At 54.4% G+C, this 14,652-nt stretch carries 14 protein-coding genes; 8 read left to right on the top strand and 6 right to left on the bottom strand.

What is annotated here, in order from left to right; all coding sequences use genetic code 11:
* Positions 1-26: 26 nt before the first annotated feature.
* Together hprR and HZZ01_RS12870 are read left to right on the top strand one after the other, a co-directional pair.
* Positions 27-707: a response regulator transcription factor HprR gene (gene hprR, locus HZZ01_RS12875; RefSeq protein WP_179897916.1), complete on the top strand. Its 681-nt coding sequence runs from the start codon at positions 27-29 to the stop codon at positions 705-707.
* Positions 700-2,058: a heavy metal sensor histidine kinase gene (locus tag HZZ01_RS12870; protein WP_179897914.1), complete on the top strand. Its 1,359-nt coding sequence runs from the start codon at positions 700-702 to the stop codon at positions 2,056-2,058. The genes hprR and HZZ01_RS12870 overlap by 8 nt, the downstream gene beginning before the upstream one ends.
* 264 nt (positions 2,059-2,322) lie before the next feature.
* On the opposite strand, the gene HZZ01_RS12865 is transcribed toward HZZ01_RS12870, so the two are convergent.
* Positions 2,323-2,616 carry a DUF1330 domain-containing protein gene (locus HZZ01_RS12865; protein WP_179897912.1) on the bottom strand — a complete coding sequence of 98 codons (294 nt, stop codon included), beginning with the start codon at positions 2,614-2,616 and terminating at the stop codon, positions 2,323-2,325.
* 156 nt (positions 2,617-2,772) lie between these two features.
* On the opposite strand from HZZ01_RS12865, the gene HZZ01_RS12860 reads away from it, so the two are divergent.
* From HZZ01_RS12860 to HZZ01_RS12845, 4 genes are all read left to right on the top strand, one after another.
* A complete protein-coding gene (locus HZZ01_RS12860; RefSeq protein WP_179897909.1) occupies positions 2,773-3,678 on the top strand; it encodes a LysR family transcriptional regulator in 906 nt (301 codons plus the stop codon).
* Positions 3,679-3,942: 264 nt separating this feature from the next.
* On the top strand, positions 3,943-4,497 hold the full coding sequence (locus tag HZZ01_RS12855) for a YfiR family protein (protein ID WP_179897908.1): 555 nt from the start codon (positions 3,943-3,945) through the stop codon (positions 4,495-4,497).
* 1 nt (position 4,498) lies between these two features.
* The gene (locus HZZ01_RS12850) at positions 4,499-5,707 is read left to right on the top strand and encodes a diguanylate cyclase domain-containing protein (protein WP_179897906.1); all 1,209 of its coding nucleotides are present in this window, start codon (positions 4,499-4,501) and stop codon (positions 5,705-5,707) included.
* A gap of 13 nt (positions 5,708-5,720) precedes the next feature.
* A complete protein-coding gene (locus HZZ01_RS12845; RefSeq protein ID WP_179897899.1) occupies positions 5,721-6,194 on the top strand; it encodes an OmpA family protein in 474 nt (157 codons plus the stop codon).
* A 117-nt stretch (positions 6,195-6,311) separates the two neighbouring features.
* Here HZZ01_RS12845 and HZZ01_RS12840 read toward each other — a convergent pair whose 3' ends face one another.
* From HZZ01_RS12840 to HZZ01_RS12825, 4 genes are all read right to left on the bottom strand, one after another.
* Positions 6,312-7,322: a Gfo/Idh/MocA family protein gene (locus HZZ01_RS12840; protein ID WP_179897897.1), complete on the bottom strand. Its 1,011-nt coding sequence runs from the start codon at positions 7,320-7,322 to the stop codon at positions 6,312-6,314.
* A gap of 10 nt (positions 7,323-7,332) precedes the next feature.
* Positions 7,333-8,160 carry a TIM barrel protein gene (locus HZZ01_RS12835; protein WP_304622171.1) on the bottom strand — a complete coding sequence of 276 codons (828 nt, stop codon included), beginning with the start codon at positions 8,158-8,160 and terminating at the stop codon, positions 7,333-7,335.
* Between the two features lie 96 nt (positions 8,161-8,256).
* Positions 8,257-9,699 carry a sugar porter family MFS transporter gene (locus HZZ01_RS12830; protein ID WP_179897895.1) on the bottom strand — a complete coding sequence of 481 codons (1,443 nt, stop codon included), beginning with the start codon at positions 9,697-9,699 and terminating at the stop codon, positions 8,257-8,259.
* A gap of 320 nt (positions 9,700-10,019) precedes the next feature.
* Positions 10,020-10,922, bottom strand: a complete 903-nt coding sequence (locus HZZ01_RS12825; RefSeq protein ID WP_179897893.1) for a LysR family transcriptional regulator — start codon at positions 10,920-10,922, stop codon at positions 10,020-10,022.
* 100 nt (positions 10,923-11,022) lie between these two features.
* Between HZZ01_RS12825 and HZZ01_RS12820 the strand changes: the two genes are divergently transcribed.
* Positions 11,023-12,090, top strand: a complete 1,068-nt coding sequence (locus HZZ01_RS12820; RefSeq protein ID WP_179897891.1) for an SDR family oxidoreductase — start codon at positions 11,023-11,025, stop codon at positions 12,088-12,090.
* Between the two features lie 87 nt (positions 12,091-12,177).
* On the top strand, positions 12,178-12,834 hold the full coding sequence (locus tag HZZ01_RS12815; RefSeq protein WP_179897889.1) for an SDR family oxidoreductase: 657 nt from the start codon (positions 12,178-12,180) through the stop codon (positions 12,832-12,834).
* Positions 12,835-12,880: 46 nt separating this feature from the next.
* Here the strand turns inward: HZZ01_RS12815 and fumA are convergent, their stop codons facing one another.
* The gene (gene fumA, locus HZZ01_RS12810) at positions 12,881-14,527 is read right to left on the bottom strand and encodes a class I fumarate hydratase FumA (RefSeq protein ID WP_179897887.1); all 1,647 of its coding nucleotides are present in this window, start codon (positions 14,525-14,527) and stop codon (positions 12,881-12,883) included.
* Between the last annotated feature and the right edge of the window lie 125 nt (positions 14,528-14,652).

Below are 14,652 nucleotides of genomic sequence, written 5' to 3'. Positions count from 1 at the left end.
CATAAATTTCATGGCAAACTGCGCCGATGAAACTATTACTGATCGAAGATAACCAGAAGGCGAGCGCCTGGGTGCGTAAGGGGCTTGAAGAAGCGGGCTACATCGTGGATTACGCCGCAGATGGACGGGATGGCCTGCATCTCGGGCTGTCACATCCCTACAGTCTGGTGATACTGGATATTATGCTGCCGGGAATGGATGGGTGGCAGGTGCTGAAAACCCTGCGTACCGCCAGTCAGACTCCGGTGATTTGTCTGACAGCAAGAGACTCGGTGGATGATCGGGTGAAAGGGCTGGAACTGGGAGCCAATGATTACCTGGTTAAGCCGTTTTCTTTTGCGGAGCTTCTGGCTCGTGTGAGAAACCAACTTCGGCAGCAGCAGCCGCACAGTAGCGTACTGCAGGTGGGCGATCTTGTGATGGACTCAGCGCGCTTTCAGGTTGTACGTGACAGCGTCACTCTGACGCTGACGCGTAAAGAGTTCATGCTGTTGTGGCTGCTCGCCAGCCGTCACGGTGAGATTCTGCCCCGGACGCTGCTGGCCAGCGAGATATGGGGGGTTAATTTCGACAGTGAAACCAACATCGTCGATGTTGCTATCCGCCGTTTGCGCCGTAAAGTCGACGATCCCTTTCCTCAAAAGCTCATCACAACGGTAAGGGGCATGGGATACTGCCTGTCCAAAAAGGGGATTGAGGGTGACTAGCCCGTCTCTGACGCTGCGGCTGACAGTGATTTTTACGCTAATCATGGCGATGGCCTGTGGCGGCATTAGCCTGATTCTGTATAAAGCTTTACGCAGCGAACTGGTATGGCGGGACGATCAAACGCTGATTAACCGGGCGGCGCAGTTAAGACAACTGCTTGAAGATGGTGCCCATCCCAGCTCGCTGCCACTCTACTTCAATCGGATGGTCGATATCCATCAGGACATTCTCAGCATCCGCTCGCAATATGAGCAAAACGTCAGTATTAATCATACCGGGATAACGTTGCCCGTGATCTCGCCCACGCCAGCCAGCACTCCACCCAGTGAAAAACAGCTGTACCGCTGGATTAATGCAGATAAGACTGAGGCGTCGGCGTTAAGCTTGCAGGCAAACTCATCACTCGGGCCGGTAACCATTACGCTCGCCAGGGTCGCGCGGGAGCGAGCACTAATGCTGGAACGTTATCGCCAGCAAAGCATTCTGGTTTCACTGGCGGCCATTTTGCTGTGCGCCGCTGTCAGTCCGCTGCTGATTCGCAGAGGGCTAAGGGCGATCGGCCGGTTAAGTAAGATCGTGGCAGAAACGGCCAGTGATCGGTTAAATCAGCCCGTGCCGCTTCAGGCTATTCCGCAAGAGCTGCTACCGATTGGCAACGCGCTTAACGCTATGCGTCAGCGCTTATCCACGGACTTTATCCGTCTGACCCAATTTGCCGACGATCTGGCGCACGAAATCCGCACGCCCATTAATGTGTTACTGGGCCAGAATCAGGTTGCGCTGGGTCATGAACGTTCTACCGTTGAATATCAGACGCTGATTGAAGGCAACATTGAAGAGCTGGAGAGTCTGTCGCGTCTGACTGAAAACATTCTCTTTCTGGCGCGCGCGACGCACCACAATATCAGACTTAATAAACAGGACTTCCTGCTACAGGATGCGCTGGAAGCACTGATCGACTTTCTTGAACCTGTTGCGGAAGAGCAGGAAAAGGTCATTGAGCTGAGCACTAAAGGCAGCCTCACCGCGGACAAAATGCTGTTCCAGCGTGCGATGAGCAATTTGTTGATCAACGCCATTCGTTACTCTCCAGAAAAAGGCACGATTCAGGTCATCACGTATCATCACGCTGACTCTGTTGAGGTTGAGGCGTCAAACGCGGGCGAAGAGCTGGAGGAGCCTGAAAAATTATTTGAACGCTTCTGGCGTGGCGACAACGTCCGTCATACGGCCGGAAGCGGGCTGGGACTGTCGCTGGTGCGCGCAATCGCCGCTCTGCATGGTGGAAAGGCTTACTATCGGCATGAGAGCGGGCAGAATATCTTTGGTCTGCACCTGCCCCGAAAGTGAGCGTCTGTACGAAAATTTTATCTGTGTGGCTTTAATGAAAGTAGCAGAGGAGGATTGAAACGCTCTGCGGAAGTAACAAAGCCAGACACAGCCATCCTCTTGCCTGTTGCACGCTACCTTACCGACAGTGTGGTCAGGCAGCGTCAATTAAAAGAACAATAAAAGCGGCGTTCACCGGTTAAGTCAGGCAACACTCAGCATTCTGGCGACATCCTGTGGGCCAGGGTTCGCTGGCGTCTGCATCGGCGCACGACGATGAAGTGTTTAAAGACTCGCTCCTTCGACCAGCACAAACGTCCCGTGTGCAGCCCCTGCGCGCAACAACCTGGCAGCCTGATACGCAGGGCTTTCATAAAATCGTCTGGCTTCGTCAAAAGAGCTGAACTCAAAAACGACATGCCGTTCATGAGCCTCTCCCTCCAGATTTGCATAGTGCCCTGACCAGGCAACGATCTTTGGATTAAATTCCTGCATGGCCTCGCCAGCTGCTCTGGCATATTCAGCATAGGCGTCAGGATCTGATACGGTCACGTGAGCGATTAAATAACCTTTGTTCATTTCTCTCTCCTTCCTGAAGGGGAAACCTTTTCTCTGTGAGCAGGTTTGCCTTGTTGTCGCGTTGTATAAATTCTGCGGTGTGAAAGCACTCTATTAGCTATTAATAAGGTGATAAATTACGCAAAAAATTACGCACTGTTACTCTGAAGGGAAACAATGAAAAACCTCGAGGCACTGACGATTTTTGCGCGTGTGGCTGAAATGAAGAGTTTTACTCAGGCAGCCGAAAGCATGGGGATCCAGAAAGGCCGTGCATCACTGGTGGTCCGGGAACTTGAAAAGGTGACCGGCGCGACGCTCCTGCACCGCACCACGCGGACCGTACAGTTAACGGAGGATGGACGGGCTTTTTATGCACGCGCACGGGAACTGCTGTCGGAAGTCGAGGAGTTGCAGACCATGTTCGCTCACGACGGGATAGCATTGCGGGGCAGGATACGTGTTGATATGCCAGCCGTGCTGGCCCAGAGCGTAGTGATCCCCGCCTTGCCACAGCTGCTTGAAGCCCATCCTGAACTGGAGATTGAACTTTCAGGCAGTGACCGGCGGGTTGATTTGGTTCATGAAGGATTCGACTGTGTCATCCGCCTGGGACCGATCATGGATGAGACGCTGATTGCCCGGCCGCTGGGAAAGCTTCGCATGATCAATGCCGCCAGCCCTGGCTATCTGGCACGCGTTGGGGTGCCGCAGACCATTGATGATCTGCGCAATCAGGGCCACAAACTGGTTCATTACCAGCGGAGCTTTGGCTCAAAGCCTGAGGGATGGGAGTATCCAGCCGATGACGGCTACAAAATGCTGCTTTTACCCGGTGCGATGCGGGTCAACAGCGTACCAGCCTATCATGAGGCGGGACTGGCCGGGTTGGGCCTGATTCAGGGCGGCTACGCCACACTCGCGCCCTTTATAGAACGCGGCGCGCTGGTGGAAGTTCTCCCGGACCTGCGTCCCGAGCCGCTCAGTGCCTCATTTGTTGTCGCCCACCGACGTAATCTGTCGCGACGTGTCAGGGCCTTTATGCAATGGACGGAAGACATTCTCAAACCCTATTTCGACTAATCTGATTCGTGACGCTTACGCCAGATAAGATCATGTCGGACAGATAATAACGCATCATGACACCGCGCATAATCTGGGCAGATGGCTTAACTGCACATCAACCAGACGGGTAATGATGGCCCAGATTAATATCAGGAATAAACGATAAAAATACAGTCATGGCTGGTACTGATTAAAATCCGTGTGCAATTGTAACTGCCGCTGTGCTAATATTTTCGCGCTTATTCAGGTCTCCCGCCGTGCGTAGTATTACTGGAACGCAGTATGATAGATAAATATCAAATTCATCATGAAATCGATGTGCTGCTTCTGCTGCGTCACATCTGGAAAATCGTTTTTACGTCCCTTATTCTGTTGCTACTCCCTCATTTTGCCTGGGCCGAAATTAAAGACGACAAAGCCAATCGTATTGTCAGCGGTATTATTAGCTTCACCCAATGGCCGGGTTTAAAAAACCCTGAATTATGTGCTTTATCTTCAGCGCGGCATCTCTCTTTGCCGCAACATTCCGCATCTCCGGCGGCGACCTTTACCGTGGTCTATCTGGCTAACGTAAACGACATCGCGCTGCATCGCTGCGACGCCGTCTATTTCGGCGATCAGACGCCGCAGCAGCAGGTGGAGGCTATTCAGCAGTTTCACGGAAGAGCCGTTCTTACGCTTGCAGAGAACAATGCGGAGTGTACTGTGGGCGCCGCTTTTTGCCTGATTTTTCAACCTGACCATACGCATTTTTCCGTTAACCTTGATTCGCTTACCCGAAGCGGTGTCAGGGTGAGTCCGGATGTGCTTTTGCTCTCCCGCGAGGGAAGCGAATAAGATGAAATTCGATAAATTAAGAAATGACAAATCCTCGATCCGCAATAAACTGCGGAAAATAAGCACCATCAATTCTGCGGTGATATTACTGTTGTGCTGGCTGTTGCTCTCCTCAACGTCCTTGCTGTTTATTAAAAATTATGAGAAACGGAACCTCGAATTAATTGGTTCGACTCTGAGTACAACATTAACGGCAGCTACCGTATTTGCCGACAGTTACGACGCACGTAATAAAATAGAACGGCTTGGTAATGAAGGCATGTACGCCTCGGCAAAACTGGTTACCCGGGATCAGATTGTTCTGGTCCAGTGGAATGCGCAGCAGGAAAATACGGGCTGGTATTCGCGTATGCTGCGTGAGTGGATTTACCTCAAGCCCCTCAACGTCAATATCATTCACGCTGACGCCGCCGTTGGTACGTTGACGCTGGAAGGTACCGTGTCCGGTGCAGTCAGTTTTATCCGCTACTCATTCATGATTCTGACCAGCGGGATGCTCTGCGTACTGCTTATCTCGCTTCTGTTAAGTGAATTTCTGCATCGGGGAATGATTGCGACGCTGCGCACCATCACCAGTTCGATTCACTATGTAATTCATTCTGGCGATTTTTCACTGCGTATTCCGGGCGGCCCGATCCGGGAGTTTCAGCTTTTTTCAGATGATCTGAATTCGCTGCTAATGGAGATGCAATCGCTCAAGGCGTCGCTGATGCGTGACAATCTTTCGCTGGCCGCCAAAGCGCTGGAAGACCCGCTGACCGGCCTGGCTAACCGCAGCGCCTTTTCTGCCCGACTGACTCAGCTCCTTGAGCAGCAATATGCCCATGAGCGTTTTGCTCTACTGTTTCTGGATGGCGATCGCTTCAAGAGCATCAATGATAACTGGGGGCATGCTGCCGGGGATGACGTGTTAAAAGCCATAGGATCGCGCCTCTTATCACTGGCATCTGATCAGGATTTAGTCGCCCGCTTAGGCGGGGATGAATTTGCCGTGCTGGTCAGCAGCCGCGCCGTTGAGGAGCAGTTACAGCAACTCATGCAGAGCATTCATAACGTCATGATGGAAAAAATTGTTGTTGCAGACGGCATGCCGATTACGACCTCAGTGACCATCGGCTATGCGTGGTCACAGCGCGGTGATACGGTTGAGTCCATTCTCGAACGTGCCGATATGGATATGTACAGGAATAAGCGAACAAATAAGGCGTAAATAAGGCGTGAATATGAAGAAGAACATTTCCCTGATGCTGTTTACTCTGGCTCTGTTGGGTTGTCAGTCGAAAGAGCGTTTTAGTGAGGCACAAATCGCAGCGATGAAAAGTGCTGGATTCACGCAGAACATGGAAGGCTGGGGATTAGGTTTATCCGATAAGATTCTGTTTGGGGTAAACGAATCAGAACTGACGCCTGCCAGCAAAAGTACTCTTCAGGTGATGGCAAAAAATCTGGCGTCGACCGGCATTCAGCATGTGCGCATCGACGGACATACCGACAATTACGGCAAACCCGATTATAACCAGCAGCTGTCGTTTAAAAGAGCGAATGCGGTAGCGGCGCAATGGGCGGAAGGTGCGGCGATTCCGCGAGAAAACATTGTCACGCGTGGATTGGGCATGAGTGCGCCGGTTACCAGCAACAACAGCGCGCAAGGGCGTGCGCAAAACCGGCGTGTTGCCATTGTGATCACGGCACCGTGATAGGCCAGCAGCCCTTTTCTGTGCGTATCGGCGGGTGTCCCGGAGCGTGGCGCGCTGCTGATAAACGGGGAAATGGAGAAGGGAATGCACGGCGGAGCCCGCCGTGCACTGTTTCTGTCAGCGATAAAACGCCGGTTTATCTGCCATCTTAACCGGCACAATCTCTCCGGACGTTTGCGCCGCGACGCAGGCATCCGCCGCTACCGCAGCGGCGTAGCCATCCCACGCAGAAGGACCTGTCATCTCACGGCTGATGACGTTGTTGATAAACGCCTGCAACTCCACGTCATAGGCATCAATAAAGCGTTTTTTCCAGTCAGTGAGAAGGGTGGTAGAGAGTTTTGCCGCGCTGCGCGTCTGCACAGAAACGGGTTCCGGCAGGCGAGCAACGCCGCTTTCACCCACGACTTCACACTGAATGTCGTAACCATATTCACAGTTCACGAAGATTTCGACATCGATACGTGCGCCTTTGGTGGTCTCCAGCAACACGATTTGCGGATCGCGCAGGTGTGACGATGCCTTGCGGGTTTTACGCGGGAAGATTACCTGCACGCTGGCATAGTCATCATTCAGCAGCCAGCGCAGCACATCCAGTTCATGGATTAACGTGTCGGTGATCGCCATGTCGGTGGTGTAGCTGTCGCCCACTTCCGGGTTGCGGTGCGCGCAATGCAGCATTAAAGGCTCGCCAATCTCACCGCTATCGATCACCGCTTTCAGTGCACGGTAGCCGCTGTCATAGGGGCGCATAAAGCCGACCTGCACCAGCTGACGTCCGGCTTTAATTTCTGCTTCCACAATGTTCATACAGCCCTGAGCGGTGACCGCCAGTGGTTTCTCACAGAACACCGCCTTGCCCGCCTCGATACAGGCCAGCACAAAGGCCTCATGCGTCGGACCCCAGGAGGTGACCAGCACCGCGTTAACCTGCGGATCGTTGATCAGATCGATCGCATTGTCATAAATACGTGCTTCCGGCGTCAGCGCATTAACAATCTGCTGGCAGTTATCGCGGTTAATGTCGTTGAGTGCCACCACGCGCGCATTCTGTAAAACGGTACTGCAACGACGGATATGTTCACGGCCGATTGCGCCGGTGCCGATTACACCAATGTTAATTGTCATGATGGTTCCCTTAAGCTGAGTGGTTTAACAGCTGGATGCTGTCGCGAATTTCGCGGGTGATGTCCGCTTCCTGCCAGCTGTTCATCACGGATGAGAACGGCTCAAAGGCGTAAAGACCGGTGTAACCCAGCTTCTCCAGTCGTTCGACCTGCTGTTTGCTGCGCAATCTGTCATCTGCGCTGAGCATGATGCGCTCTTCGTCGGTGAGCTGACTGACCGGGCGTGGGTCGGTGACGCCGGAAAGGTGAACCAGACCGATTTGCTGAATGTTGATCTTCTGCTCAAAAGTCTGCTCCGCATCCTCAAACAGATGATGATGGAAGGTATCGATCAGCAATCTGAACGGCACGCCTGCTTCACGGATTAGCGTCTGCGCCTGGGTTGCTGAGCGCAGTGAGCTTTGCGGAAAGCCCAGCGGCTCGACCAGCCCCTGAATACCCGCGTCGGCGAACAGTGGGCCAAGGGTTTTTAGCGCGTGGATCGTGTCGGCGGCGCTGATGGGCGTGCCGTCATTGAGCGGGCAGAGTACCAGCGCTTCAGCGCCAACCGCCTGCGCATCGCTTAACAGCTGGCGGGCGCGCTGCAGCACCTCTTCATTCAGCTGGTTAAACGGGTAGAGCGCATTAATGGTGGCAATCCGGATGCCTGACTCACGCGCCAGCGCTTTGACCTCATCACCGGTGAGGTCGTCGGTCACGCGTCCGCTGGGCATATCGTTTCGCAGCTCGACATTGTTAATACCGAGCTGGCTGACCAGTTTAAAAAACTGCGGAAGGGTGAGGCTGGGCGCGATTTTACGGTTGATGCAAAAACGCGCGTTGGGAATATTCAGGCTCATAACAATTTCCTTGAACGTAGGGTGTCGGTGTTAATAGCAATCGGGTCGTCAGCGTAATGACGCGGGTCGTATTTTTTCAGTGCGCAGCGTCAGGCATTATTTTTTGCCGTTATAGAGCGCATAGAAATAGTGTTCGACCTGCTCCAGACTTCTTCCCCGGGTTTCGGGAATAAACTTCACAACAAAAACAGAACCACCAATGCCGATTGCCGCGAATATAAAGAAGGCACCAGCCAGACCAAATGCGGCTAATAACAGCGGGAAGGCCATAGAGATGGCAAAATTAGCGATCCACAGTGAGAAGACTGCGCCGCCCATACAAATGCCGCGCATCCTGGCCGGGAAGATCTCCGACAGCAGCAGCCAGGTGACCGGTGACAGCGCGCCCTGCTGGAAACAGAGAAACATCAGCATGCCCGCCAGCACCAGATATGCCCGCAGCAGGTTGACCGTACCACTGATGTATTCCGGCATGAGCCAGCAGACCAGACCGATAAAGAACAGGCAGCAGGTGCAGCCCATCTGTCCGATCAACACCAGCGGGCGACGGCCGACCTTGCCGATTAACCCGATTCCGACCAGCGTCATGATGACGGATATCACCCCATTGGCGATGGTGGCGAACAGCGCGGCATCGTTGCTCAATCCGGCGGCGGTCAGCATGGTGGGCGCGTAATACATGATGGTATTGACGCCGGTCAGTTGCTGAATGGCGGCGATACCTACGCCCAGCAGGAAGATTTTCATCAGCCACGGCGTCGCAAGATCGCGCAGACGGCCTTTGCCACGCTGACGGTTCTCTTCGATGGTTTCCTCAATCTCTTCCAGTTCCCACTCAACATCTTCAGCGGCGCGGGTCTTTTCCAGCACCTCACGAGCAGCCTGACTGCGGCCTTTCATCACGTGCCAGCGTGGGGTTTCTGGCATAAATATCATGCCGATCCAGAGCAGAACGGCGGGCACAATTGACAGCGCCAGCATCCAGCGCCAGGTATTTTCGCCGCCCCAGATGTCGTTAAAGGTGGCGTTTGATATGTATGCCAGAAGCTGACCACTGACGATCATCAATTCCTGCAAGGTAACCAGCTGGCCGCGTTTGTTAGCGGGCGCGATTTCCGCGATGTAGACCGGCACAGTGGCGGCTGCGCCACCCACGGCAAAGCCCAGGAACAGGCGTGAGGCGATCATCCATGTGACGTCTGGTGCCAGGGCTGACCCGACGGCGCCCAGGGCGAAGATCAGTGCCAGCGCAATGATAATACGTCGTCTGCCCAGACCATCTGCCAGATGACCGGCGGCTAGCGCGCCGAAGGCTGCGCCAAAGAGCAGGGAACTGGTGACCAGCCCGGTGGTAAACGGCGTGAGATGCAGGTCGCCGCGCATGAAAAGCAACGCACCCGAGACGACACCCGTGTCGTAGCCGAACAGCAATCCACCCAGGGTGGCGACCAGCGCAATAATCTTCACAAAAGGCTCGGTGCGAGTGGCGCTATTTGGACCGGAGGCCGGGTTCGACGAGATATAGAGTTCTTTTTCCATGAATACTCCTGGTAATAACGGCAAAGACAAAACGTCAGAACATGAAGAAGACATCACCCTACTGATATTTTTATTTCGGGTTAAATTATATTTGAAACTTAGTTTTCATTATGTGAGCTCAAGCCTTTCGCCCTTTTTATTTTGATGGGATCCCATCAAAGCAAAAATAAAAGTATTATATTTAAGCGGGTTATTCGGTGAATTGATGAGCTGGCCGCCTTTCAGGCAGGGCAGAAGAGGCAGAAAATAGTGTCGGGGTCCGGGAGTGGAATACGGTCAGGATGAAATATCCCAACCGTGATAGAGGGAATTAAGCAAGATCAGCGAATAGAGAGGGCACTCAGCGTCGACAACAGCGCATCAACTTTGGGCAGGAATTGTTTCCGACGGGGCCATACCACGCTCAGCGTCAGCCCATCGGGCTGCAACTGCGGCAAAATAATCTCCAGTTCACCGGCTGCTACGGCGCGCTGAATGAGCCAGGAGGGCATCTGCGCCACGCCTAATCCGGCAATCACCGCCTGAAGCTGGGCATCGACGTCACCCAGTGCCAGCCGGAACGGCACCTCGCGCCAGTGTGGCTGACCATCGTCGGTGGTGAACAGCCAGGGTTTGGGGGTGCCATCCACGCGTTCGTAAAGGATGGCGCGGTGGTTAAGCAACGCCGCCTCATTCTCCGGGCGTCCTTCGCGGGCCAGATAGGCGGGGGAGGCACAGAACTGCATCTGCTCGCGGCCCATGTTACGGCAGCCCAGCGAAGCGGGCAGGTCAGGTGCACCGCCGATGCGCACCGCGACATCCACACCCTCTTCAAACAGGTCAACAAAACGATCGGACAAACTCAGGCTCAGCGCCAGTTCCGGGTGCTGCTGGCAAAAGGGCATCAGCAGCGGCATGACGTTGAGGCGGCCATAGGTGGTGGGCACGGCCAGGCGCAGGCGTCCGGACGGAATAGTGCGCTGGGCCGCCAGCACCGCTTCGGCTTCGGCCAAATCCTCCAGGATGCGCAGGCAGGTCTGATAATAAGCGGTGCCCGCGTCGGTGAGGTGCAGGCTCCGGGTAGTGCGCTCCAGCAGTCGCGAGCCTAAGCGTGTTTCCAGGCGGCTGACGCTTTTACTGACCGCAGAGCCGGTCACGTGCAGACGCTCAGCCGCGGCGGTAAAGCTGCCGCACTCGACGCTGGCAACAAACGGCAGAATATCTTTGAGGCGGTGATCGTGCATTGATTAATGAACTCAGGTTGAGAATGCTGTGAATAAATGCCAGAGATAAGAACTGAATTCTCTATTAGGCTTAGCATTACGCAAAACGAGGAGAAATCAAATGAAAAAGCACGCTTTAATTGTGGGCATCAGCGGCGTTATTGGTCGCGCACTGGCAGAGAAATTACAAAACGAAGGCTGGCAGGTGACCGGTTTGTCACGCGGACGCGGTGCCGTTCCTGAAGGCGCGACGAGCCTGACAGCCGACCTGACCGACGCAGATGCCGTCCGTGACGCGCTGAAAACAGTAAAACCGGACGCGCTGTTCTTCAGCGTTTGGGCGCGTCAGGAAAATGAGAAAGAGAACATTCGTGTTAACGGCGGCATGGTACGTAATGTCATTGAGGCACTCGGCGATCGCCTGAAGGGTTCGCATGTGGCGCTGGTCACCGGGCTGAAGCATTACCTGGGGCCGTTTGAAGCATACGGCAAAGGGGCAGTGCCGGTCACGCCGTTCCGCGAAGAGCAGGGCCGTCAGCCGGTCGATAACTTCTACTACGCGCAGGAAGATGAAGTCTTCGCGGGCGCTGAGAAATACGACTACCGCTGGAGCGTGCACCGTCCGCATACCATCATCGGGCATGCCGTGGGTAACGCGATGAATATGGGGCAGACGCTGGCGGTTTACGCGACGCTGTGTAAAGAGAAGGGCTGGCCATTTATCTTCCCGGGATCCCCTGAGCAGTGGAATGGTATTGTTGATATGACCGATGCGGGCCTGCTGGCTGAGCAGCTGCATTGGGCTGCCACGTCACCGAATGGCGCGAATCAGGATTTCAATGCCGTAAACGGCGACGTTTTCCGCTGGAACTGGATGTGGCCAAAACTGGCTGACTATTTTGGTATTGAAGCCGCGGACTATCCGGCGCAGATGATGCCGCTGGAAAATCGCATGCAGGAAGCCGCCAGTGCATGGAAGGTGATTGCAGAGCAGCATCAACTGCGGGAGGCTGATGTGACTAAGCTGGCTTCATGGTGGCATACCGATGCGGACCTGGGTCGTCCGATGGAAGCCTTTACCGATATGAGTAAAAGCCGCAAAGCGGGCTTCATCGGTTACCGCAGCACGCTTGACTCCTTTACGCAGCTGTTTGATAAGCTGAAAGCGGAAAAAGTCATTCCGGAATAAAACCAGCAGGCGCCGCATCAGGCGCCTGTTATGTTTCTGGCAGAGGTTATACTCTGGCACCTAATCAGTGAAGAAGGATCGCATCCTATGACGACATGTTTCATTATCGGCGCGGCAGGCAAGGTTGGCCAACAGCTGACCCGTCAGCTGAGTAGTAAAGGCCATACAGTGACGGCGTTGCACCGCAAACCGGAACAGGCTGAGACGCTTCAGGCCGCAGGCGCAAAGCCTGTTGCTGGGGATATTCAGCAGCTGAGCGTGACGGCACTGGCAGATCTTATGACTGGTCATGACGTGGCTGTCTTTACGGCGGGTGCGGGCGGTGCCGGGATCGAGCTGACTAATGCCATTGATGGTGACGGGCTAAAGCTGGCGGTAGCCGCAGCAGAGCAGGCAGGAGTCTCGCGCTTCCTGCTGGTCTCAGCATTCCCGGATGCAGGCCGTGGCAAAACGCCGTCAGAAGGATTTGAAAATTACATGCGTGTGAAGCGTCTGGCGGATGCTGAGCTGGTGGCGAGTAAGCTGGAGTGGGTGATCCTGCGGCCGGGAACACTAACCGATGAAGCCGGTACAGGTCGGGTTCATGCCGATCTGGCTATTCCGTATGGGGAAATCCCGCGCGAAGATGTTGCAGCGACACTGGTCGGGTTAATCGAAAATCCGGCCATTAAGTATCAGATCATCGAACTCACCCAGGGTGAGGTGCAGATTGATGTGGCGTTGAAGCGGTTGCAGCGTGGTTAAAAAAAAGCCCCGTAATCGGGGCTTTTTTTCTTTCTTAACGCATAGGTTACTTAACGCATTTTGCGCAGTGCGCGCGTTCAATGTGCTGGAAGAAATCGTTACCTTTGTCATCGACCAGGATGAAGGCAGGGAAGTTCTCCACCTCGATTTTCCAGATCGCTTCCATTCCCAGCTCAGGATATTCCACGCATACCAGACTTTTGATGCTCTGCTGTGCAAGCACGGCAGCCGGGCCGCCAATGCTGCCCAGATAGAAGCCGCCATGTTTATGACAGGCATCGGTCACCTGCTGACTGCGGTTGCCTTTCGCCAGCATGATCTTACTGCCGCCGTGGGCCTGCAGCAGATCCACGTAGGAGTCCATGCGGCCTGCAGTGGTCGGGCCGAGTGAACCGGAAGCATAGCCTTCAGGCGTTTTGGCCGGACCAGCGTAATAGACAGGGTGATCTTTAATGTACTGCGGTAATCCTTCACCGTTATCAATGCGCTCTTTGAGTTTGGCATGCGCAATATCACGCGCCACGATAATGGTGCCAGTGAGTGAGAGGCGGGTAGAGACCGGATACGCGGAGAGCTGGGCCAGAATCTCTTCCATCGGACGGTTAAGATTCACCTGCAACACTTCACCTTCGCCCTGCTGACGAAGCGCTTCCGGAATCAGGCGACCTGGGTTGGCTTCCAGTTTCTCAATCCAGATACCTTCACGGTTAATCTTCGCTTTGATGTTACGGTCTGCTGAGCAGGAGACGCCCATGCCGATCGGGCATGATGCACCGTGACGCGGCAGACGCACCACGCGGATGTCGTGGGCGAAATACTTGCCGCCAAACTGTGCGCCGAGGCCGAGCTGCTGCGCGGCTTCCAGCAGTTCCTGCTCCAGCTGAACGTCGCGGAACGCCTGACCGTGCTCATTACCTTCAGTCGGTAAGCCATCGTAATAGTGCGTCGAGGCGAGCTTAACGGTTTTCAGGGTGCTTTCAGCCGAGGTGCCGCCGATAACAAACGCAATATGGTAAGGCGGACAGGCTGCGGTGCCGAGGGTACGCATCTTATCCACCAGGTAATTTTTCAGCTTGCCCGGACTCAGCAGCGCTTTGGTTTCCTGATAGAGATACGTTTTGTTGGCGGAGCCGCCGCCTTTGGCGATGCAGAGGAATTTGTACTCATCGCCATCCACGCTGTAGAGGTCGATCTGCGCGGGGAGGTTAGTGCCGGTATTCACCTCTTTGTACATATCCAGCGCGGCATTCTGTGAATAGCGCAGGTTATCTTCAATGTAGGTGTTGTAGATACCCTGTGACAGCGCAGCCTCATCGCCACCGCCGGTCCAGACGCGCTGGCCCTTTTTGCCCATGATGATCGCGGTACCGGTATCCTGACAGGTTGGCAGCACGCCTTTAGCGGCAATCTCAGAGTTTCTTAAAAACTGCAGAGCGACATATTTGTCATTGTCGCTGGCTTCAGGGTCCTCAAGGATGGAGGCAACCTGCTGCTGGTGGGCCGGCCGCAGCATGAAAGAGGCGTCATGAAAAGCCTGCTGACTCAGCAGCGTGAGTGCCTGAGGTTCAACTTTAAGGATCTCCTGACCCTCAAACTCGGCAACGGAGACATGCTCGCGACTCAGCAAATAGTATTCAGTATCTTCGTGGGACAGCGGAAAAGGGTTCTGATAGACAAAAGGTTTGTTCGACATTTTTTCTCACTTAATGACCGGCTGAACCTCCGCGTGCAGGCTGCGGGGCGCAACATCATAGGCGAATTAATCGTTTATTATGCTTCCCCACCGCGGGTGCGGTGGGGAAGTGCAGGAATGGTATC

Source organism: Pantoea sp. WMus005 (assembly GCF_013415305.1).
Classification (GTDB): domain Bacteria; phylum Pseudomonadota; class Gammaproteobacteria; order Enterobacterales; family Enterobacteriaceae; genus Pantoea; species Pantoea rara.
The sequence above is the reverse complement of the archived record's forward strand: the minus strand, read 5'-3'. Positions and strand labels throughout refer to the sequence as shown.